The sequence below is a fragment of the Paenibacillus sp. FSL R5-0912 genome (assembly GCF_000758605.1).
In the GTDB taxonomy this organism is placed as follows: domain Bacteria; phylum Bacillota; class Bacilli; order Paenibacillales; family Paenibacillaceae; genus Paenibacillus_AQ.
In genome coordinates, this window is sequence record NZ_CP009282.1 from 1,702,676 (window position 1) to 1,725,209 (window position 22,534).

Below are 22,534 nucleotides of genomic sequence, written 5' to 3' on the forward strand. Positions count from 1 at the left end.
GACGGATGCGACTGCTTTGTTTGGCTATTACAGCTCTTTTGAGAATGGATATATTATGACAGAGTTCTTAAAGGCGATCCTTCACGCTCAAGAGGAGCGGGAGAAGCCACATTTTATTGTTCTCGACGAAATGAATCTAGCCCGAGTCGAGTATTATTTAAGCGATTATCTGAGTGGGGTGGAATCACACCATGAAATCCCTTTGCATAACCGTGATGACCTAGAACTGATTCCTTCCAAAATTAAAATACCGCCGAATGTATATCTCATTGGAACGATAAATGTAGATGAAACAACACATAGTATTTCGGACAAGGTATTAGATCGTGCATTCGTTATGACGTTAAGCGAGGTGGATCTGCTAACTTTTTGGAGTCGGGTAGATGATAGTGTCAGAGCGGAACTGCAGAACGAATTTATATTTTTGAAGCTACTGCACGGGTTGTTAGCTCCCTATCACCTGCATTTTGGATACCGGACAATGAATGAGATGATTCAGAAAATGAGCAGCTATCTTGCGTTAGATGTTGAACATCAGGGCTCAAGAAAGGCTATGCTGGATCGTGTTATTGCGGAGAAGGTGCTTCCGAAACTTAGAGGTGATGATCGGATAGCAGATCTACTGAAAGAACTAAAAGAAACTTTTTCTGAACATTTGAGTGAAGATTCAGCAAGTTACGGTCATATTATTCGTATGGAGAAGGAGCTTGTGCGCTATGGAGCAACACAGTTCTGGCGGTGATTTTCTGCTCCGATTAAATGGTGAAGCATGGGTTACCTTGGAAGATGCCTACTTAATCGAAGCCACTACCTACGATTGGAAGTATGTAATGAAAGACTTGGAACCGCAGCCTTCGATCCAGTTTTGCGGGTTACAGCACTTCCCAAATCGAATCTGTGAAAGCGAAGTTTATGGTCAATTAACGACACCTTTTTATAGCGGCCAGGTCACTTTAGTGATTAATGGAGTAGTATTTGATACTTATATTTATTCGGATACCCGGAAAATAACGCAGGAGCAATATCACCTCATGTTAAGTGAGATTTTACAGGAAGCGTCGCTTTGTTTCGAGCATTCGGGGATTGAGATGGGAGTTGATGCCGATGATCGTTCGCGTGAGCTTTCTTTGGCACAATGGAGCTATATTGAAGCATCGTTCTCTTCACTTGCAACCATGATCCGGCACGTGATTGAGAACCCGACTCGGGTACTTCAAGCCCATGAACAGCAAATGAGACGGGATAGTGTCAAGGTAGTGGATGTACAAACACTGGTCTGGGTAGAACGAAATAGAGGGCGGAGCCCTAATGGAACCATACCGGAAACAGTGAAATCTTCTATGCGAGAAGATAGCTACAACACATATGAGAATAGGCTGATAAAGCGGCAACTGATGGAACTGAGAAATCTGCTGAAGCTGTACGGGAATACAAGTCCGGAAGAATTTGCAAGTAGAGCTGAAGCCTATGCTGATAAAGTAGGGTATTGGCTAAGAGATCCTTTTTTTCAGCAAGTAACTCCCTACCAAGGTGTGATCCGAATATCCCAAGTATTTCGAAAACATCCCGTTTACCGACAGTGCTATCAATGGTTTGATCGCTTATACAAGCATGGGAAAGAACGAATCGGTATGAGTTACAATTATCCACTGAGAGAAACTTTTGCGCTATATGAGATATGGTGTTATATGCAGCTTGTAAAGCTTTTTCGGGAAAAGGGCCTATTAAAAGAAAGCAGTGGGTTATTTCGAACCAGAAGGGAAGGGATTTTCCTTCATTTTGCAGAGCACAACGAGAGTGTTGTCCAGTTAAAGAATGGTATGCGACTATCCTATCAACGGGTATTCCAAAATAATTCACCGCACTTTTACACCTTTACACAGAAGATGGTTCCCGACATTGTTATTGATGCAGTTGAACATCTATATATACTTGATCCTAAATACCGCGTTGCAAGCAATTTGGGGACAGCACTTGGAGAAATGCATAAGTACAAGGATGGAATCTTGTTACGCCATAACGACGAACGTGCAGTTCAGAGCGTTTATATTTTAACTCCAGTTCAGAGCGATGAGCTTGGCTATTTCACGGCAGATTTTCACGAAAGATATAACATGGGGGCAATTACACTTATGCCGGGTGGTGACTTGATCTCACTAGAGAAGTGGGTAGATAAACTAGTTCACGAGGTAGAGGGAAAGCTTAATAATTAAAAATCAGGAGGATGCAAATGTCAATTCCGGATAAAGATCATATAATCGAACACTTAAGTAATAAGTACAGTTGTAAATTAACAACCATGGCAAGAAAACAAATCATGTACGAGGAAACAAAAATGGGGAACGCATTGTTGTATGCACTCCGGGTTCTAAAATACACAAAAAAGGTAGTGGTTGGTTCGATTTGAAAATGGCTCAAGTTGAACTTTTAGATGACGCTAATATTTCGATTTTGGCTGTAAGACTTGAGGGGAACAAAGTATATTATATAGATTTCAAAGAGCTTAGAAAATTGATGACTCATGATTACGTGGTATTTACACCTCTTATAGGTGAACACTGGAAATTTTTTGTTTGGGAATCTCATATCGAGATTCAAGGAAATCGAAATAAATATTTTACTGAGCCAGAATTGGGTTCTTGAAATAGTGATTTCACAAGAGTTCAAAAATTCAGTTTAGGAACATACATTCGCTGACAACTCATAGTCACTCCCATAGTTTATCCTATACCTAACCTAATCTTCTAATAGGATGGTGCTCTATGGCTAAAACGCATGACACTCTTCTGTCTCTGATCACAGGCATTAACAAATGGCAGGGTAACTATGGCAAGATTCCGGATGAGCTTTATAAGGGAATGCTGTTATTCATAGAACAGACAGCTGCTTCTAAAGCTCAACCTCCGGTTGATCTGTATCATCTACTGCAGATACTTCATCGTCCCTCCCAAGAATGGGGAATCCCTGACCTCCAAGACTTTTACCCCGAAGACGCTCCTTTATTGGAGGAATTCATTGGCCTGACGCCGGATGCTGATGAATTTCTGAACCGTCATGTCTCCCCACAAGATGCCGAGCAACAGATTATGTATGAGATCTTATTGTATTGCCGGGTAGAAGGTCAGCAGCTTCAGCAGGAGTATGCTCGCATTCGCACGTTTCTATCTAATCCCCAAAATGCCGTAGTTACTTCCTTTCAATTGTCCCAATTTGCCGATACTTTCCTCGATATTCAACTAACGAATCTGATCAAACAATGCTATGAAGAAATAACACCTAAGATGGCTAACTTTCGGAAATGCCCCCACTGTGGCTGGACCCTGGAATATAAGAATGACCGGTGGCGTTGTAATAAGGAAGATATCTGTCATCTGCTTGCTGATTTTGAGCGCATGAGTTCTTTTGATTTTGGTAGGGAAAGAGTATTGCGGCTTGTGCCCGGAATTCAAAGATTTGTATTACTGCCTGGAATATCTGAACTTAGAATCGCCGAACGATTGATTCATAAAGGATACCAGGTTGAGCTCTATCCCAATGTGGATGAATATGATCTCTTAGTATTCAGAGATGGCAAGAGTATATTTCTTGATGTCAAGGATTTCAGAGATCCACGGACGCTTGCTAATTTCTTCAATCATCAGAGTCCTGCCTACCTGGAAAAGTACAAGAACAAATGCCTTATTGTAGTTCCGAATTATCGCAGCCAGCTCTTCGCAGCTTATCGTGAACGAAGTGTGAATCTGCTAAACGAAACTGCTAGGGCATGTATCGAAATGATTATGGAGAACGAAATTGAATCCACGCTGAAGAAGGTGTTTCTGTGAGGCAGACTTATTGGGAGCTTTCAGAAGGTATCATCAAGGCGTTTGAATCACTTCAACTGCGTAAGTCCGAAATTAACCTTCTGGTGAGCATGGAGTTACTCATTACAGGTTGTACTTTGATCGATCCTAAGCTATCTATCCATCAAGCGTGGTCAGTTTTGGTTGGTTACAATGAACCCATTCTGAAACATACAACTCGCTCGGACATCATCACCCGGCTGAGAATTCTATTTCCTGAACTGCGAACCAAGAAGAATCTCTTGAAACGAATCAATGCTTATGGGGAAATTGGGAGTGAGTATCGGTTATACGAGATCAAGGAGGATGAAGGAGCAGTTCTTATTGCTCCGCGTTATTTAATTGACCGTTCTTCTATCTATAGCAATATCCTTGAACATTCCATCCCACGCCAGTTGAATACTAAACCCTTTGCTAATGAAAAAGTGTTTACATACTCTCGAAGGATTCGAGGTGGGCAATGGATTACCTTCCAGGGGGGAATCCCTGAATCTATGCTCTCCAATGAAGTCAAACCTCTGCCAGCGTATCGGCCTAAAAGAATATTTAAGCTTACGGTCCCATATAACGGAGCTGTATTAGCAACTGAGATGGATCAACTCCTAGGAGCATCGGCCATGTGGGTAAGTAGGGCCAAGTCTGTGCTTTTGGAATCGCTTGATGGTATGGATCTAGAATTTGTGTATCAAGGGAATCAACACATTGGTGGGGGGCTTGGAGCAGGGAAGTCGACTTTTATGATGATGGAAGCCTACCGGCTGGTAAAACATGAGGGTGCAAGGGTAGGCTTCATTGAAGGTAGTGTTATGCAGGCCCTTGAACGTGTCAGAGAACTACGTAAGCTTGGAATACATGCAGTTCCTGTTATTGGGAGAACCTCCAGAGAAGATCATCTCAATAACTATTTGTTTGCGAATAGCAGTGGCATTCAAGAGGTTAGTGATTGGAAGAGCCAGCAGCATGAGTCACTTATTCATTTATCTGATGTTTGTATCATTAAAGCGTTGGCTGAAGATTATGATCGGAGTAGTAGATATCCTTGTGTCCAGTTGCAGCAAGATGATACATCTGTGAAATGCCCGCTTGCGCATGCCTGTGGTGTATATAAAGATTTATCTTCCTTGCAGAATGCTGAAGTATGGGTTGCCACTGCGCCGAGTGTTCTGAAGACACGTATATCAGCAGTGATTGATCCCTTGGAGAGAACGATTTACGAAGCCATGTATGACCTGCTTGATGTTGTTTTTGTAGATGAAGCGGATCAGGTGCAGAAGCAGTTTGATGAGACCTTTTTGACACAATACAATGTGTTCGGGGCAGCTGACGATATCTTTGAACAGCTGAGATATGAGTCTAATGAGCTAACCAGTGGATATTATGGTCAGTATGCTGGTGATCCTGCCTTTATTGAGTGGAACGATAGGCTTCGTATGCTGGATCAGATGATCTGGCGAATTTATAACAAACTGGAATTGTCTCAGACGCTTAGGAAGGATATCAGGAATAATCTGATTCGGGTGGCAGCACTGGCTGGCACACTAAGTGAAAAACTCTCTGGCAATGCTCAACTACAGTCAAGGGTATTCAAACGTTTCAGCGAATACGCCTCAGACCCATACAAGGATCCAATACTCTCAAGAATCGTTGATGAGATTGTAGATGCAGATAGCTCTGAGCAGAAGCAGAGACTCCTGGAGCAGATTATTACCAAAGTAAGCGGAGTCCTTAAACCAAAAGTGAAAACAGAACTGCTCTTTGCACAGCTTGAATTCTTCCTGTACTTATGTAGGGCAGAGGAGAGTATCAAATACATTTTAACTACGTTTCCTATGATTCAAGCTAAACTTGGCCTAACGATTAATTTCTCCCCGTTGTTTACTATGCAGAGGGATTATCAGGCATTTATGAAAGAAGCGATGACCGGGATTACCTTGGGATATAAATATGAATTGCCTGACAATGAAAAGACCGGAAAGTTCAAGCTGATTGAATACACTGCAGTGGGCCGTCTGCTGCTTCATGATTGGCATAATCTGTATCAAGAATGTGACGGGAAAGCAGGTCCTGCGGTTGTATTTCTCTCTGGAACCAGTCATGCTCCGAAGTCAGCTCATTATGACTTGAAGACACCTTCAGAATGGTTGCTGCGAGCCAACCGCCAAAGCTCAGTTATTCAGATGAATTATAAGCCCGTGCTTGATGAGGTTCGTGGAGAATTTTATTCGGTGTCAGGCATTCGTGATCCAGAACAGAGAGATCAATATTTAAGAGGGATGGTACAGCATCTAAAGCCAGATATTGAATATGAACTGAATCACTGGAGGACTGAAGGTAACAACAGGAGAGTATTGCTGGTTGTGAACTCTTATGATGATGTTGAAACAGTCAGCAGTATTTTTCGGAATGATCGAACTTGGACGGGCAGATATAAGGCGCTCTCAAGGGGTGATGGTCATCAAGAAGATCAGTATTCCAGAGTATTGATCGAATCCTTTTATCGGGAACGGGCTGAGGTATTGATTGTACCCCTATTGTCTGTTGGTCGGGGATATAACATATTAGATAGGCAGGGAGAGGCCCTCTTCGGTTCAGTATTCTTTCTGGTTCGTCCTTACCCCATACCCAATGATTTGAATTATCTTGTTCAGGTCCTGCATGCGTATTTGCCAGAATATTTGCGTCGCATAGAAGGAAAGAACCTTGTTTACGATAAGGCGGTTACCAAGCTACGGCAAATCAGCAGCGGTAAGCTGGAACATATGTATATGAAACCGGATTTCTGGTCGATCTTAAGTCCGAAAGAAAGAGAGATTATGGGCTGGTACACTTTTGTTCCGATATGGCAGATGATCGGTCGTTTGCTGCGTGGAGGGTTAGATGCCCGTGTCTACTTCTGTGATGATAAGTTTAATGCTAAACCAGCAGGTAACCCTGAAGGATATTCGATGCTTGAAGTATGGGCAGCAATTATGCGCAAGAACAAGAAGGATGCTATTTTCCAAAGTTTATATGGGCCCTTTAGCGAAGCGATTAATAATATGAATATGGGAGGCAGTCTATGAACAGAATGGAGCTCTTTGCACTAGAAGTAAATGAAGCGGTATTCTATCATGAAACGATTCATGTCATGCATATGCCGGACAGCTGGCGCAATTTTTTCATTACACAAACGACAGCTCAAAACCACAAGCTTGCTTATAAGGTTGAACCTCTTTGCAAGAAGCTAAAGAGTATATTCCCGGAGATTATTCATGTGGATTTAAATAATAAAGTACTGCAAAAAGACTTGCCATGGATTGTATCTACTGTTGAAATTCCAGAGTCTCATATTAAAAAGCTCACTCTAGGCTGGTTTGCACATTTGAAAGGATATTTAGAAGCGAATCTCCCGGAAGAGATTAAAGAGGCTGAGCTGGGATGGGAAACTTCTACTTTTGGTGAACTTCATGAAGCTATAGATAAATACCAATGGATCCCTGGCTTGTCAGCTCATAAGTTCTGTGAAGAACTGCGAACTGTTGAGTTAGGACAAGGTATTGTAGAGGTGCTCCAGTTTCATCATACGATCTTTAATAATCAGCATGAATGTGTCTCCACTCCGATCAGGAAATCACCGAAACACGATCCTTTTTCGTATGTACTGAAGGTTGAACTGAAGAATCGTGGTGGGGATGCTGATCGACCGCTTATTCTTGTAACTGTAGGTACAAGGCGGTATTTGAAGAACGCACAAATTAAGGAAGGTTACTGTTATTTAAAAGCGGATCATGCCTGTTCTGTTCTTGTGTCAGTCCGTAATCCGTATACGTTGCAAGAGAAGCTTTCTTTCTCACAGCTTCAGTTTGAGCGTCGTGCTAGTAGTGGACAGGGAACACCGCCTTTTGCAGTCTGGAAAACAGCCCTGGATGGTTTGTATTGGGATGTTCTGTATGGAGAATCCTTCGAACCGGATATGTTGCTCTCTAATCCTGCTGCATTCCTGGACGGAAATGGTGAAGTTACTGCCTATGTAGTCAATCATCATTCGTTCAATGGCAAAGGTAACTTTGTGAATTCAGGACTCGGGTTGTCGGAGAAAAGTGGTCTGTTTAATAAGTTTAAAGAAGTACTTGCTATGTATCATCTAACACCGTTATTTCATATTCCGGAGATCCCTCGTAAGCGTATGAATGACATTCGGTTCCCCATTGTCGCGCATCAAGCAGAAAAGCTTATTATTGAGGTTTATAGTAGTGAAGCAATGTTTACTGCAATGAAAGAAGTTTATACGACTGAACAAAAATCACTGGAAAATAAATCAATAATCTTTAATCGTCAAATTTCAGAGAATGTTTATGGTCTCAATTGCGATAAGGATGTAACCGTAGAATTCGTACACTGCAGTCCTGTAGAAATTGTAAATGAACTGGAAGTTGGAACATATAAATCTGATGTTGCCTTTATCAAGCGAGTGAATCAAATTAACAAGCTGCTTAATGAAGAACGCTCTCCCGGGGATCAGCGGACATTGGCATTAGTAGAGATTGCGCCTAAAGAAAACTGGAGCAAAGACGGTGATCCTAAGAGAGCTATAAGGGAAGGGATGAAAAAGGCAAGACGTCTTACTCAGTTCATACATCCTCTTAGAGGAGATGAGAAGGGGGATACTGCTCGCATAATTAATGCAATATTTGATTTGCTTAATGATGCAGGCTTCCTAAGCAACAATGTATCTAAGCTAGATTCATACGGTCCAATTCTGTCATTCAATATTTTAAAAGCAGACAACAAACATTTACCTGTCATATCAAAAATGGACGGTACAGAAATAATGTTAAAGATATTCGGAATTGAGTCATGGTTACCATTAGGAGAGGCACCTTTTTATCTGGAACAGGTCAAAATGTTGGACAATCCGGGCAAATGGAATCAAAGCAAACAGGTTTTTCTAGATTTTATAGTCAGAGCTATTGAGAGTGAGCTTGGTCAAGATGTAAAGCAGCTAACGGTAATGATCAATGCGACGCTGAGAAAGGACTGGCTTCCAGTAATTCGAAATACTGATCTTCAATACGATAAAGTTCCTTATCTGAGTGAGCGGCTAGTAAACGATGCTCGTCTTAAGTCTATACGTGTCAATATGACGGATGATGTGCCGCAATATAGGATTATTGAAGATGATGCTGAAGAGAAATTCAACAAAGCTTCGGGGATTTTCAAAGATCCACTAGGGATATATTATGGTGTTGGTGGAAGGCCAAGAGCGTGGTCTGGTGTGAGAAATGAAGATATCAAGTTCCTGTCTCCTAGCAAACATTTGCTTCAGCAGAAAGCAGTCGAGTACATTCCTCTGGGCGAGCTGGATGAGATAGAACGTGATAATCTGGCTAATTTAGTTGATCAATTGCGAAGAGTAGGTCTGAATTACGATAAACATACAATATATCCGTATGGCATACGGATCACAAAAATTCTGTCGAAATATTTAACTGGGGAAGAGAAAAATTATGATCCGGAATTTGATGAGGAAGTGGAGTTTTGGGAGGAGGCTGAGGAGTTGGTGTAGTGTGTGTCCAGAATATAAAGCTGGATACCAGACGACTTCACTGTCGTCTATTTTTACAAGGACTTAAGATATAGAATGTCGAATTATAACAAACAGGGGGATTTTCCCAAACATATAAATCGTTACTAACAAAGGAGGCACCGTATGCAACATCTTCAATCTGTACAAGATATTTTTCAGCACAAGCTGTTTCGCATTCCCGATTATCAGCGCGGCTATGCTTGGGAGGAGGAGCAGTGGATCGACCTGCTGGAGGACCTCGAGCTACTTGAGGACGACCAAGAACACTATACTGGTACGCTTGTCATTCATGAGGTACATGATGAAGGTGATGTTAACGACGATGAAGGCAGTACATTACGCATATACGATGTAGTGGATGGGCAGCAGCGACTTACGACATTATCCATTCTTCTTCATGAAATTTCTTCTCAGTTTAGAAAAATTGAGGGGAAGAAAAGCTTTGCGGATGGAATTCTAAAGAAGTACATTGCTACCACCAAGAACGATGATACTCTACCTAAGTTGTCGCTCAATCGAGATACTAATGTATTTTATAAACAGCATATCATTTCTACAAATAAAGCCATAACGTCAACCAAGATCGCATCAGAGCAGAGACTACTTAATGCTAAGCACTATTTTGAACAGTACTTGGAAATTAAGTTGAAAGAGCTAGGAGAGCAGTATCCGCCATGGCTGAATAAGACATATAACAAAATCAGCAACAAGATGAAACTGACCGTTTATTTAGTCCCGAAGGCTACTGATGTAGGCGTGATCTTCGAGGTCATGAACAATCGTGGTAAGAAGTTGACAGAGATGGAGAAGACAAAAAACTATTTACTTTACTTATCATCCAAGTTAACGTGCGACGGTGGTAAGGAACTAGGTGTAGATATCAATCGGACTTGGACATATATCTACGAGAGCCTAATGTCTGCGGAGGCAGCGGATTCTGACGAGAACCAGTTGCTGCGAAGCTGCTGGCTAATGTATCATAACTACAACTCCAAGCAATGGGACGGCAGTAATTCAATTAAGATGGCGTATAATCTGAAGGTTTATCAGGGACGACATCCTCAGTTGCGCAATGATTTACGGGTTTATGTAAAGACACTGAAGGAATGCTGTACAATCTACTGTGATCTGATTCATGCTAAGAGGCCAGGAGCTTTCTACGGTTCGAAGAATGAATCAGTAAGGAAGGCGTTAGTAGAATACACGGCCAAGCTGCAACGCATCGGTGTCATTGCGTCTTTTATTCCTTTGTTTATGGCCATCAGGCTGAAGAGTGAAAATTTGGACATTTATCTGGATCTTCTAAAGTTGTGCGAGAAGTTCACATTCCGTGTATACCGATACATGGGTAAACGTTCTAACGCCGGACAATCGAACTTGTTTAAGCTCGGATATGATGTATACCATGGGGCAGTAACCCATCAGGAGGCGTATATCAGTGTTCACCGATTATTGCTATACTACTCTCCTAATAAGGAGTTCATTGAAGAGACGAGAGCAGAAAGCGACTGGTATGGATGGTATGGTCTCAAATATTTATTGTACGAATATGAGCTTCATTTGGCGGCTGATAAGCCGGTGCTAATGGACTGGGTATATTTGCAGAAAAAGGATAAGCAGGACTCGATCGAACATATTTTACCGCAGACTCCAACTAAGCCTTACTGGCATTCGAGATGGACGAAGGAACAAATTGAGGAGGCAACACACGATATCGGTAATCTAGTTATTACATTTGATAATAGTACATATAGCAACAAGGGCTTCGACGATAAGAAGGGGGGAGCCGGGCAGAAGGGCTGCTATGCCGGATCTAGCATGTTTTCTGAGCGCGAGTTGGCTTGTTATGACGATTGGACCTATGCGGAGTTCATAAATCGAAAACAAAAGCTTGCAGAGTGGATCATAAACCGCTGGCATGTAGATGAAATTGAAGCTGATTTATCGATCACAGATGATGAAGCAGAAGCAGAGGATCAAAGATTTAGAAAGAAGGGAGTGATTGTTGAAGATGGAGATTTATGACGGCATTGTAGAATTAGCTTATCAGAAGATGAGGCTGCGTGATCAGCGCAATGACGATGAGGCAGGAGAGACTCTTCGGCAATTTCATAAACAAATAGAGGATTGGGATGGATCGGTTAATCGTTTGTCGTTTATTGAAGACTATTTAGTTGGGGCACATATGAACAAAATTATTGCTAAGGGGATGGCTCAGGCGAGTCCAGAGGGGTTCGTTCGTATCATAACTCAGGAACGGACAATCTTGGAAAAGGTCGCCCAACTGTTGAAGCTTCGCAAATTAGGCCCTGTTGATGAGCGGTTAACAAATCGGATTAAGAATGTACAGTTTGAGCATGCTGTCAAAATACATCCAAGCCTTGTTGGCCCCGCACCGGATCAGTATATCCACCGCTTTTTGTGTTGCTTGTACATGGAAATCATGACGCCAGTGGCAAATAAGAGTGATCTAAAGAAAATCGCAAAGATTCTTGATGTCGGCGATGGGAACGTGTCGTTCGTCCATCTGCAGGTCAGAGTCAGGGGGAAGGTGGAAGCTGCGCTGCAAAGGTTGCAACTGCACCATGAAGTGAGCAAACTGGACGTATTCCGAAGAGCGGTGATTTCTTATCATATCCTTGACGCACAAAAAGAGTTGAACGTTATGTAGTCAGAACCTTCAAACCGAAGCTTTCCTAGACTGGAGGGAATGAAATGGACATACATCACAAGCCGCTTAAACTTAAAGCAATGATAAAGGGTAATAACCAAATGGGGATGGATGTTCTATGAATGGAGACGATTCATGGCTTCATCCAGAGGTTTCAGTTGAAGAAAAATTCACCCATATAGTCCAAGAGATTATACGATTAATAGTCGACAAGCAGGATTTCCCCTCAGTAAATAACATCTATGCAGACTCCATGGATCGCCAAGCCAATCTTACCAAGTATTTTGAGGCTCTGTACGGGATTAACCCGAAGATAATCTTCATCGGTGAAGCCCCAGGAGTACATGGCTGTTCGCTGACTGGGATTCCTTTTACTTCAGAGCGTATTCTCCGTCAAGGTCGTCTGGAACGTCATTTTCCGGGGACTAACTTTCATGTAGAGGGAAATTCCTATGAGGGGTCGGCAAATTATTTTTGGGAGATCATTGACCTCATGGTGTCGCCGCCCATTCTCTGGAATGTCTTTCCCCTGCATCCGTTTAAGATGGAAAATGGCGTAATGAAAAATCGTACACCTAAAATTGCCGAGAAAAAATGGGGCCATACAATCCTACAGCTTATCATTGAACTTTTCCCAAATATACGAATTGTTTCTGTCGGTAATAGCGCCAAAGATACCTGTTTAAAGTTAAGCATCGACACCGCAGATCATATCATTCATCCTGCCTATCATGCTAAGGAGTTCCGGGAACAAATGCGAAGCTATTATATCGGGTTAGACAGTATTTAATCTAGACTTGAAACCGATCATTGTAGGTTACTGGATCCTAGTAATACTAGAAAGGCATGGGAATCTGAAAAAGCGTTGGATAATGTCCTGGAGATATTACAATCATCCTTGGCTAGTTGTAGGGTACCGGAAGGTCGCTTTTGCAAGGAATTTGGAAATAGTATGAGTTAAAAAAAGCATCACATAAGTTCAAAATGAACTCATGTGACGCTTTTTTAATTGATACCTATATCTCTTTCAACCATTTTTCAATATCCACAGCACCCAAATCTTCTGGTTTGATCCGCGTGAAATGTTTGAATTCTTCGTCGAAGAGAGCTAAACGTTCCACATTAGTGCCGGCACTGCTTACAACTCTATGATTGCTCTGTCGGGCAAATTGTTTCCATGCCTCAGGAAACAATTTGCCTGCAGTATAGGCCTTATTTACATTATAGACCCACTGATATACAGAAGCGTATGTACGGTCGGAAGCGGCTTGGTATGGTCCAGTATCTAGGGTATAAGGCCTTGAGGTAAATAAACTTGTAGTGTCTTCGTTCTGCCTCTTTTGCATAAGTGCTACCAGAATCAGCTTCCGCTTCAATTGTAACAATTCTTCTTCCTCTCCAAGATCCGGAATTTGCGAGGAATCCATGGCAGAAGCTCCGAAATAAACAGAAGCCTCAACAAGCTTGTCTTTCACAAATGCTTTCAGAGTGATCTCCGCGATGAAAATAATTGTTAGGTACAATGCCGCACGTCCCTCACGCGCATCCTCGGAATCCAACATTTCCTCTTCTACATCCTCGTAGTTCAACCCGGGCTTCGATTTCTCATCAGCAAAATTAAAGGGAGGATTTCCGGGCTCTTTTACCAAGTTATCGAATAAAAAGACTCGGAGCTCAGGGTCCTTGACTAGGGTAAGAAGCGCGGTCAATTTCACAATAGCTTCGCCCTTCCGCTTTTGACCAGGAAGATCCAGCAGTCCAGCCGCCTCGATTTTGGCACTTGTATAATTCACATAGGCGGTATGCAGTTCACTTTCATATCTCCGCATATCTCCGGTAATCTCTTGATGAAACGAAACGTCCTTCAGAATACTTTGGAACATTCCATATTGCTTATGTATTCTCGTTCTCCGGTGATTAGTCAGTATATCATTGGGGTGAGGATGCAGAAATTGATCCTGCTTGAGATATCTACTGAAAAAAAGGAACGCAGCACCTGACTTGCTTCCGTGTTCGCTCCAGTCTTGTCTGACAGTATCCATTTCAAAGCCATCCGTATCCTCCGGGTTGTCAAAGGTGAGCGGACTGCGGCCAAAAAGGCGCTCAATGATTAGGATTTGTTCTTCCGCAGATAAGGAGGATGCAGAAACAGCCCTTTTTTCCGAAGGAATCTCATCATTCAGATATAGAATGGAATTCTCGAAGGTCTGCAGCCAGGCCTGAGGGTCAAGATACATAAGATCTTTGAGGATATCGCCAAGAGTCCGGTCAAACACTGTGTGATCGTGATATTGATTCATTAATTCTACTTGTCTGGGCGTGAGATGACGTTGTTCTTCATAGATCGCTTGAAGGGAATAGGACTTAACCAACTTCACCGTATGCTCAACATTAAGTCCCAAATGGAGGCAGGCATCGTGAAGAGGCTGTCCCGTATCCAGAGCCTTAATCAGGCTGTCCAAGCTCCATTCCCGATGAATCTCGGATAAATCAAAGTCGAAATCGCACTCCTTGTACAAAAATCGCTTCAGTGTTCTGCTCCTGTTCATTTCAGGCTCCTTTATATAACTCAAATGTGTCTATTGTGCAGCTTGCTTTCGGGTATTCTATTTCATATTTGTCTTTCGTGTGAACTTAAGTCTAGAGAGATTTGAAATATTGAGTTGTTAAGCGGGAATACGAAGATTTGACTCTCTTGAAAAACGATTCTACTTCTGCCAAGGCTCTATCTGAGACCATGATACTATAACTTCAGACAGAGGAGTAGGGATAATAGTGACTAAGATCCTCCTTAATCAAGGTTATCTTCTGTGGGTAAATTTCACTTTCTATTCTATGATCGGGGCAGAAGGAGCAAAAACAGGTGGTGAGGGGGATATCAGATCAGCGGGAAATACAAATGGGAGAGAAGATTCGTGAATTACGGAAGCAATTAGGGTGGACGCAGGAAGAACTAGCCTATAGGGCCGAGATTGACACCTCCTATCTGGGACAGATCGAACGTGGGAAAAGGCGTTCACCCACCATTCGAATGATCGGGAAAATCGCCGATGCCCTTTCTGTAGACAGAAGCTTGCTATTAGAGCAGCCTGAAGCCGAGTTATTAAGTAATGAAGAAGAGATGTCAGTATTCAATATTCCTGAGCGGATTGCTCATGAATTGAAGCAGAGGAGTCCGAATGAGCAACTGATGTATTTTAGGGTCTTTCAAGCGCTTCAATATTTTTTAAAGTAGGATGTTCTTCTGTACATATTCAATATAAGAAAATAAGGAGCAGTGATGATGATGTCAGCGTTGTTGATGATACTAGTTATTATTTGTATTCTATCTATTATTATTGGTTTAGTTAAACCTGGGGCTGTTGTGCGCTGGGGAAAACAGGAGAAAAGAGGTCGTGGAAGGGTCCTGTTATTGTATGGATCAGCACTAGTAGTTCTAATGATAGGAATAGGAATAACCTCTGAAGATCCGGAGACTCCCCAGGTGTTAGCCTCGCAAGAGGAGCAAAGGCCAGCCGAGGCATCTAACACCGTGTCGGAAGAGACTGCTGCCTTGAATGCGGCGCAAGAAGCTGAGCCCTCTCAGCAGGACGATACAGAGGCTGAAGTGAAACCAGTGAAGGAAGGACTGAACCATCCTGAATGGAACACTGATGAGCCGGATGCGATGGAGAACGGTAACGTAGAACTGGCCATTGATATGCTTAAGACTATGGAGGTAATTTCTCAAGGTGAACCAGCTGTCCCAGGGGAAGTTATTAAAGCACCTTGGAGCTACTATGGTACACCGATTATTTTTACGGGAGTGGTTGCGATTGCTGAGGATTACCCTCCGGGTAGCGATACCGGTAAAGCAGGTGTAGCATCAGATATTGTAATTGAAAGCGAAGATGGGACGATCGTGGAGTTCTTCTGTATGGTCCCAAGCGGTACGGTTAAGGTGGGAGATGTAGTGAGTATTACAGGATATACCGTTGGACGAACTGAAGTAGAGAATCAGCTCGGTGGGAGTTTCACGCATCTGGTGGTTATAACGAATAATCTGGAGAATACTGAAGGGGACGGTTCTTTATGATGGGAGAGATGGTATCTATTATCGACAAAATAACACTTACAGAACATCTCGAAATTAAAAGTGGAAAATGGAAAACGTTGAGTTGGTTTCTGTTAGCAAATGCAGCTATTCTATTATCTTTATCGATTATTTCTGGAGGTGCGTTGATCGGCATCTTTCCTTTCGTTCTTTTGGCAAGCTGTACTTTGCCTTTCATTTCTTTATGTTTGTCCCGTTGGATGGCTAAGCGTGCACACCAAATGTATATAGTGGATCAGGAACATTTTCAAAGCGATGCTGAACACCATCTTTTCACTCTCGTTGAGACGTTAAGTATGAAGGCAGGTCTCGGGAAAACACCCCAAGTCGGGATATATAGAAGTGATGATATAAATGCTTTTGCTACTGGAGTCACAAGGAATCGTTCCTTAGTCGCATTCAGCTCGGCAATCTTGGAGAACATGGATGAAGAAGCACTTGCTGCCGTTGCCGCACATGAAATTGCCCATATTGCGAATGGAGATATGCTAACCCTTACACTAGTTCAAAGTGTTATCAACTCTGTGGTTATGTTGTGTACTTTGCCTTTGCAATTGCTAGAATGGTTCTCCCGCTTCTCGGAGCAGGGTTCCCGGATGATGATTTGGGTAATTACTCTCACAAGACTTCTGTTAACAGTGATACTTATGTTTTTGGGAAGCTTGCTGGTAAAAGCCTTTTCAAGACATAGGGAATTCAAAGCAGACCATCTGGCTGCTCAATTGCTGGATAGCCATTCGATGATAAGCGCTTTGGAATATTTAAAGCATCAAACGCCGGTTACCCCACCGAATCAAAAGGCATATGCTGCCTTCAAAATTCACACTTCAAGCAGTTGGCTTGATATTTTATCCACACATCCTTCAATTGATCGAAGAATTGAGGCTTTAAGGAGCCATTCATTAATGTGATTTTTGAGGTGTGCAGATTTCAATTACACTACTCTAAGAGACTCTGTACATAGAGTCTCTTTTACCTGACATTTTTCTAGCTGATTCTATTGAAATCAACATTTACAGACATTTCTAATTACTATAGAATAATAGTACATTGGAACCGATATTTATAGAAAATTGATTCTTGAGTCCGGAATTTATTCTCAGAATAGCATGATAAGGAGGCTCAAAATCATTGAATGGTCGGATATTTGGACAAGCTTTATTCTCACTGCATGGCAAAGATTTGAGAATCATATATATACTATGCTGTGATACAGGAATTATGGATTTATTAGGCTCAAAAATTCAAGATCTGCTTCCAGGAGATACCAATCATTTCATACAGAAGCTGGAGGAGAAAGTGACTGCTCTTCAGTATAGATCGGATGAAGATCTTCAGCTTCAGATTGTTTTGGAGATGGCGAAGAGAATGGATCTAAGGGGAGCCCATCTCAGTGCAGATCAGGAATTAGAGGAATATGTTGGGCAAATAATTATAATCGCAGAAAGACGGATGGCTGAGCAAGATTCTCACTATAAGGGTTATAAGAATAATAATGCTGATGCGGGGCCGCTTCAATCCATGGTTCACTTCCAACTGGATCAGTTGCTTCAACTGGCAGTGAAGGAAATAGACAGTGCTTCCGCAGATGCACGATCAGAATATGTTCAAAAAGTAGAGAAGTTTATTCAAGCCATGCCTGAAGAAAAGCAAACACAAATCAAGCAGCAGCTTGGAGTGGATAAACTGACCAATGAGATGCTGCAAAGGATTGTTGCGACCAGCGGTGCCAGTGTCTTATTTGCAGCTATCGTGGAGGTGAGCGGATTTGCTTTCTACACCACTGCTACCTCCTTATTAGCTTCACTGGCGGGATTATTTGGTGTTACTTTGTCTTTTGGAACTTATACAGCACTAACCTCTTTTGTAGCCGTGCTTGCGAGTCCAATTTTCCTCCTCCTTCTTTTAGGCGGTGGGGGTTTTTTCCTATATCGTTCCCAGAATCAAAAGCTGCAAAATAAGATGCTGCCTATTCTGATCCTGCAAATCACACTGCCATTTCTAAGTGGGCAGCAAGAGATTGTTTCCTATACCCCACTCATAACTCTCTGGAAAACATCCCACGATCAATATCAAATCCTTAGAACTAAAATCAGGGATATTGAAAGAACGTTGGAGGATGGGAAGAAGCAGATTGCTTCATTAACGGGCGAGATTCGAAGTAAGGAGCAGACCATCTTCGAGAACAATCTGAGCATCGAGAATGCTAAAGCTGCATTGAAGACTAAGCTGATCCAAACTGATTTGGAGCAACTGCAAGTGTCGAATCGCTTCACAGTGCTTGCTGCTCGATATATCGAAATGAGACGTGAAGCGGGCAGTATTAGGCATAGTAAGCAGTACAATGAGGCTGGATTGATGGGATGGATAAGGGATCAGGTGAAATCCGTTTCTAATCACATGGATCTTTCGGAGCTTCAACGTAGACAAAATGAGCTGCTGAACAAACTTCTGAATGAGGTTCTTGCGGGAACTCAGGAGTGGGGAAGAGAAGAACGGGAGCGTATTTACATAACCAAACAGCATAACCAAGACCTGCGCCATCATATAGTGAAGCTGCAACGAGAGCGGGCTGATTATGAATTACAGCAAGAGCGTCAGCAAACAACACTAACTGATTTAAGAAAAGAACAGAAGAGCTATGAGCTGAGAATATATGGATTAGAACACATCTAGTGCTTAATTCAGAATTTAATGAGGTGCCTCGTGAAAGGAATACCTAACCCCAAGTTTTGGTCATTGTGGAATCAGCACAAATATAAGGAAGCACTCCAAGAGCCGCTGCAACCCTTGAAGAATCAACAAACGCAAAACCCTATGCAGTCATTTTTATTTGGCAACGCGGAGGAATTGAAGCAAAGCTTTAGTATCGGTGTCATAAGCACCGGTGAGTTTTTGTTCGATTACTTTCGAATAGATCCGCTGGTGATGGAGGGGGTCGACTTCTCCAGGGCAGAAGATTTATCCTCCTTCTTTACATACTCTGAGTTTGCGGACTCGGTGAATATACAATTAGACACGGGAGATATTGCACAGATGCAGGGCTACGTAGCAGAGCGGATGGTCGCTGCAGAGCTGCAGGCCAAAGGATATGACGTTGAATTTCCGGAGACTTCCAATCAAGCTGGTTATGATCTATTGGTGGACGGAGCACCTTTTCAGGTCAAGAATCTGTTAAGCCCTGAAGGAGTAAAAGAACATCTTCAGAAGTATCCTGATATTCCTGTTTATGTAAATGAAGAGCTGGCAAATACCTTTGAGAACCATCCTATGGTGTATGCAACGCATGTTCAGCATGCCGAGGTGGTTCAAGCAACTAAGGATTCTTTATTGGCTGCGGAGGATCTGACTGATTTTGAAATTCCGTACATCTCACTGCTGGTATCAACTATTTCGCAAACCAAAAGGCTCATCTTTGATGAGACCTCTTTGGGTCAAGCTGTGTTCAACGTGTTCAGCGATACTTCCTCCAAGGTAGTGATGGGGACGATTGGCCAGCATGCTGTATCAGCCGCAGGTTTGTTTTTGTTCGGTCCTGCCGGCGGATTAATTGGCAGCGGAGTAGGTGCAATTCTTGGAGCCAGCCAAGGATGGAGATTATCAATGAAGTTCAAATCGTTGCTGGCCAGGGAAGAGGAAGCAGCCTTAATTCATGCTATTGAAGCATTAACTGAGCAGGTTCGTACTCAAGTGGATAGAAAAATAGACTATAAACAGAACAGGTTGGGACAAATCCTACGAGGGCTCGATCATAGCGAAGCCGGTCATGTATTGGCAGAGGACTTGACGAAGAGAGCCAATGCGCAAATCGTATACGTACAAAATAAGAAGCTGGAGCTGCAAGTGCTTTTGGAAGCTGTGAGAACAGGAGAACAGCCAGTTCTCACAGCTATTGAACCCCTTCTGGGAAAAGTAGCGCAAAGTGGTGTCCACCCTCCACATTATCAGCAGGAGTTAAGAACGGTTACAGAATTAATGAAGGTTTATCTTAAGAAACAATGACAAAGGAATGAAAACCGAGAATGAATGTAACAGTGTCAGACACTTTTGAAGAGCAGATGCTCAGATTCCTGGAAAGGTTCGAAGCCTTGGATCTAAGTGATACAGCTTCGGAGAGCTATTATAAAACCAGGGCCAAAGTAATCGCAAAGCAATTAGAAGAGAAGGAATTTCGCATTACGGTAGTAGGTGAATTCAGTGCAGGAAAATCAACATTCTTGAATGCATTGATTGGTAAGGATATCCTTCCCCACGCGCTTACGGAAACTACAGCAACTGTAACATATATTCGCAATGTACCCGCCGGACATCCCAGCGCAGATACGATTGTCGTGCATTTTAATGATAAGCAGAAACCGGATGTTGTGCTGGATCTCCAAGAAAATCCAAATGCTCTAAAAATGTATACAACCACACAGTCTAATTTAAATGTGGTCCAGGAGATTTCGCATGTAGATGTATATGTGAATTTTAAAAGTACGGATGAAAAGGTAGTTTTCATTGATACACCCGGTCTGAATGGTGTGGCGGACGGACACCGTGATTTGACAATGCACGAGATCAAGCAGGCTCACGCTAGTATCTGTTTGTTTCATCTTCGCAGCCTGGCGCACAGTAATCTGGAATTTTTAAGAATTCTCCAAAAGCATCAGAGTTCATTTCTGTTCGTCTTGAATTTCATCGATGAAATCAAGAGTTCAGAAGGAGATAACGTAGAGCACATGCTGCATTCGTTTCAAGATCAGCTGTTTGTTAATTTGGTTGACGGGGAAAAAGGTAGGGATACCTCCCTGCGGACCTTTGGTGTGTCTGCACTTAAAGCGCTTGTGGCCAAAGATGCTGCCATCCCGAGACTTTACAGTGGGGATTTAGTAGACTTAACACCGGATGACCGTGAGAGACTTTTGCAGGACTCCTTATTCCAGTCTTTTGAAACTTATTTATGGAATGATGTGTTGAATGGAGAGAAGAACCGGATATTTCATACTTCGTTATCCGCTGCTTTTCAGAGCTTGCTAGAGGAGCTTACAGCGGAATTGGAAAAGGCGCGGACGTTCACTGAGATACAGCTGGATGCCAAGGAAACAAGTGATATTGAACAAAGATTAATTCAGCTTGCTGAGTTCTCTAGCAGGAATTGGGATAAGTTAACTCATTATATGAACAGCCGTCAATCAGGCCTGGAGAAGTTATTAAAAGAGAAAACTGCCCAGGATGTTGCCCTTATCCTAGAGCAGGTTCGTGAGAAGGTGCAACTGGATAATTTTGAAGCGTTTGAATTATCTATGCAGCAAAATACATACAGCAATCTGTTGCAGAACAAAATGAGTACGCTCTCCTATGAATATCACTACTACATTTCCTCAATATTAGAGGAGATTTATCAGACCTCGATAATGAGAGCAAAAGATTATGCACCTTCGGTGGAAATAAGCACGGAAGGCACTCTAGTGATCAAGGCTGTACAATTTGATGGAAGTGACTATAAGTTCGAGAAGCAGTTGGACAAACTGCAGGAAAAGAAGATCGCCTATTTAATTAAGACAAAAGAGATCGTGGACGAGAAGCAAGGGATGGTTAAGGAGCTTCAGCAGATAGAGCTAAAGGTGAAAAAGGTACAGGCAGGGATTGCACAGGCCGAAGTTACTCAGGCAACGGAGCAAAATAGAATAGGAAATGAGCCAAGTATTCGCCAGTATGAAGAGACTCGTTATCGGACTAGAGAGAGGAGTAAAGTAAGTCTATTTCGTTTATTTGGCAGCAGCACTTATGAGGAGGCCTACACGGCAACTGTAACGGATACGAGTGCAAGGGATCAATGGCGCAGAAACAAGGAGCAGATTCAGTCGAAATATGCCAACCTCAAGAATAGCCTGCAGCAGGAAAGTACGGAACTACGGTTAAGAAAAAAGCAATTTGAAACCAAGGCTGCGCAGTTTGCTGACTTACTGAATTCACTTGAGACCAAGTTGCTCCACGTTGAGGAAGACATCCGCCGCGGGCAGCTTGAGTATGATGAGATTTTAATGAAAGCGAAGAACGAGTTTTTGCGCTCGGAGAAGCGGAGACTTATGGAGCAGATCGAAAAATTCTTAAATGAACAGGTATATTATGTTCTAGTTGAGACGTCTAAACAAAACGTTGAAGACAATATGATGAATATTCGGCAACAGGTGCAGGATTTTTACGAGAAGAATCAGGCAGAGGCAAGGCATAGGCTAAATATGATGCTGCAATCCAGCAAGGAAGAAATACAGCAGCGGATCGCGCCTCTTGAAGCCCTGCAGGAAGCGATTTCGCAATTATATCAAAATACATTGGATATTAAATTCACCCAGGCGGGCAGCTAAAAGGAGGAATGT

At 42.5% G+C, this 22,534-nt stretch carries 15 protein-coding genes and 1 pseudogene; 15 read left to right on the forward strand and 1 reads right to left on the reverse strand.

The genetic code is table 11. The features are described from left to right. Positions 1 to 106: 106 nt before the first annotated feature. From R50912_RS36410 to R50912_RS07360, 9 genes and pseudogenes are all read left to right on the forward strand, one after another. Positions 107 to 335: pseudogene (locus R50912_RS36410) on the forward strand (MrcB family domain-containing protein); the annotation flags it as partial. 381 nt (positions 336 to 716) lie between these two features. Next, positions 717 to 2,213, forward strand: coding sequence for a DUF2357 domain-containing protein (locus R50912_RS07325; RefSeq protein ID WP_042233562.1), 1,497 nt, complete (start codon positions 717 to 719; stop codon positions 2,211 to 2,213). Between the two features lie 190 nt (positions 2,214 to 2,403). Continuing rightward, positions 2,404 to 2,643: a hypothetical protein gene (locus R50912_RS07330; RefSeq protein ID WP_042233564.1), complete on the forward strand. Its 240-nt coding sequence runs from the start codon at positions 2,404 to 2,406 to the stop codon at positions 2,641 to 2,643. A gap of 119 nt (positions 2,644 to 2,762) precedes the next feature. Beyond that, a complete protein-coding gene (locus R50912_RS07335) occupies positions 2,763 to 3,824 on the forward strand; it encodes a restriction endonuclease-related protein (RefSeq protein WP_042233565.1) in 1,062 nt (353 codons plus the stop codon). Next, positions 3,821 to 6,904, forward strand: coding sequence for a pPIWI_RE_Z domain-containing protein (locus R50912_RS07340; RefSeq protein WP_052416087.1), 3,084 nt, complete (start codon positions 3,821 to 3,823; stop codon positions 6,902 to 6,904). Before R50912_RS07335 ends, R50912_RS07340 begins: the two co-directional genes overlap by 4 nt. Beyond that, on the forward strand, positions 6,901 to 9,387 hold the full coding sequence (locus R50912_RS07345) for a pPIWI_RE module domain-containing protein (RefSeq protein WP_042233569.1): 2,487 nt from the start codon (positions 6,901 to 6,903) through the stop codon (positions 9,385 to 9,387). Before R50912_RS07340 ends, R50912_RS07345 begins: the two co-directional genes overlap by 4 nt. A 144-nt stretch (positions 9,388 to 9,531) precedes the next feature. Further along, complete coding sequence (locus R50912_RS07350; protein WP_042233572.1) at positions 9,532 to 11,433, forward strand: DUF262 domain-containing protein; 1,902 nt, start codon at positions 9,532 to 9,534, stop codon at positions 11,431 to 11,433. After that, on the forward strand, positions 11,420 to 12,079 hold the full coding sequence (locus R50912_RS07355; RefSeq protein ID WP_197073048.1) for a hypothetical protein: 660 nt from the start codon (positions 11,420 to 11,422) through the stop codon (positions 12,077 to 12,079). Before R50912_RS07350 ends, R50912_RS07355 begins: the two co-directional genes overlap by 14 nt. A gap of 118 nt (positions 12,080 to 12,197) precedes the next feature. Continuing rightward, positions 12,198 to 12,869 carry a uracil-DNA glycosylase gene (locus R50912_RS07360; protein WP_042233578.1) on the forward strand — a complete coding sequence of 224 codons (672 nt, stop codon included), beginning with the start codon at positions 12,198 to 12,200 and terminating at the stop codon, positions 12,867 to 12,869. Between the two features lie 226 nt (positions 12,870 to 13,095). Here R50912_RS07360 and R50912_RS07365 read toward each other — a convergent pair whose 3' ends face one another. Continuing rightward, positions 13,096 to 14,628 (reverse strand): hypothetical protein, encoded by a 1,533-nt coding sequence (locus R50912_RS07365; RefSeq protein WP_042233580.1) that lies wholly within the window; start codon positions 14,626 to 14,628, stop codon positions 13,096 to 13,098. 350 nt (positions 14,629 to 14,978) lie between these two features. Between R50912_RS07365 and R50912_RS33160 the strand changes: the two genes are divergently transcribed. The 6 genes from R50912_RS33160 (at position 14,979) to R50912_RS07395 (ending at position 22,522) form a co-directional block, all read left to right on the forward strand. Then, positions 14,979 to 15,314 (forward strand): helix-turn-helix domain-containing protein, encoded by a 336-nt coding sequence (locus R50912_RS33160; protein WP_156122994.1) that lies wholly within the window; start codon positions 14,979 to 14,981, stop codon positions 15,312 to 15,314. A gap of 45 nt (positions 15,315 to 15,359) precedes the next feature. After that, positions 15,360 to 16,154 carry a hypothetical protein gene (locus R50912_RS33165; protein WP_197073049.1) on the forward strand — a complete coding sequence of 265 codons (795 nt, stop codon included), beginning with the start codon at positions 15,360 to 15,362 and terminating at the stop codon, positions 16,152 to 16,154. Then, a complete protein-coding gene (locus R50912_RS07380; protein WP_052416092.1) occupies positions 16,151 to 17,083 on the forward strand; it encodes a zinc metalloprotease HtpX in 933 nt (310 codons plus the stop codon). Before R50912_RS33165 ends, R50912_RS07380 begins: the two co-directional genes overlap by 4 nt. 220 nt (positions 17,084 to 17,303) lie before the next feature. Next, the gene (locus tag R50912_RS07385) at positions 17,304 to 18,848 is read left to right on the forward strand and encodes a hypothetical protein (protein ID WP_042233581.1); all 1,545 of its coding nucleotides are present in this window, start codon (positions 17,304 to 17,306) and stop codon (positions 18,846 to 18,848) included. 30 nt (positions 18,849 to 18,878) lie between these two features. Then, positions 18,879 to 20,174, forward strand: coding sequence for a hypothetical protein (locus R50912_RS07390; protein ID WP_042233583.1), 1,296 nt, complete (start codon positions 18,879 to 18,881; stop codon positions 20,172 to 20,174). A gap of 20 nt (positions 20,175 to 20,194) precedes the next feature. Then, a complete protein-coding gene (locus tag R50912_RS07395; protein WP_042233585.1) occupies positions 20,195 to 22,522 on the forward strand; it encodes a dynamin family protein in 2,328 nt (775 codons plus the stop codon). Positions 22,523 to 22,534: the final 12 nt, after the last annotated feature.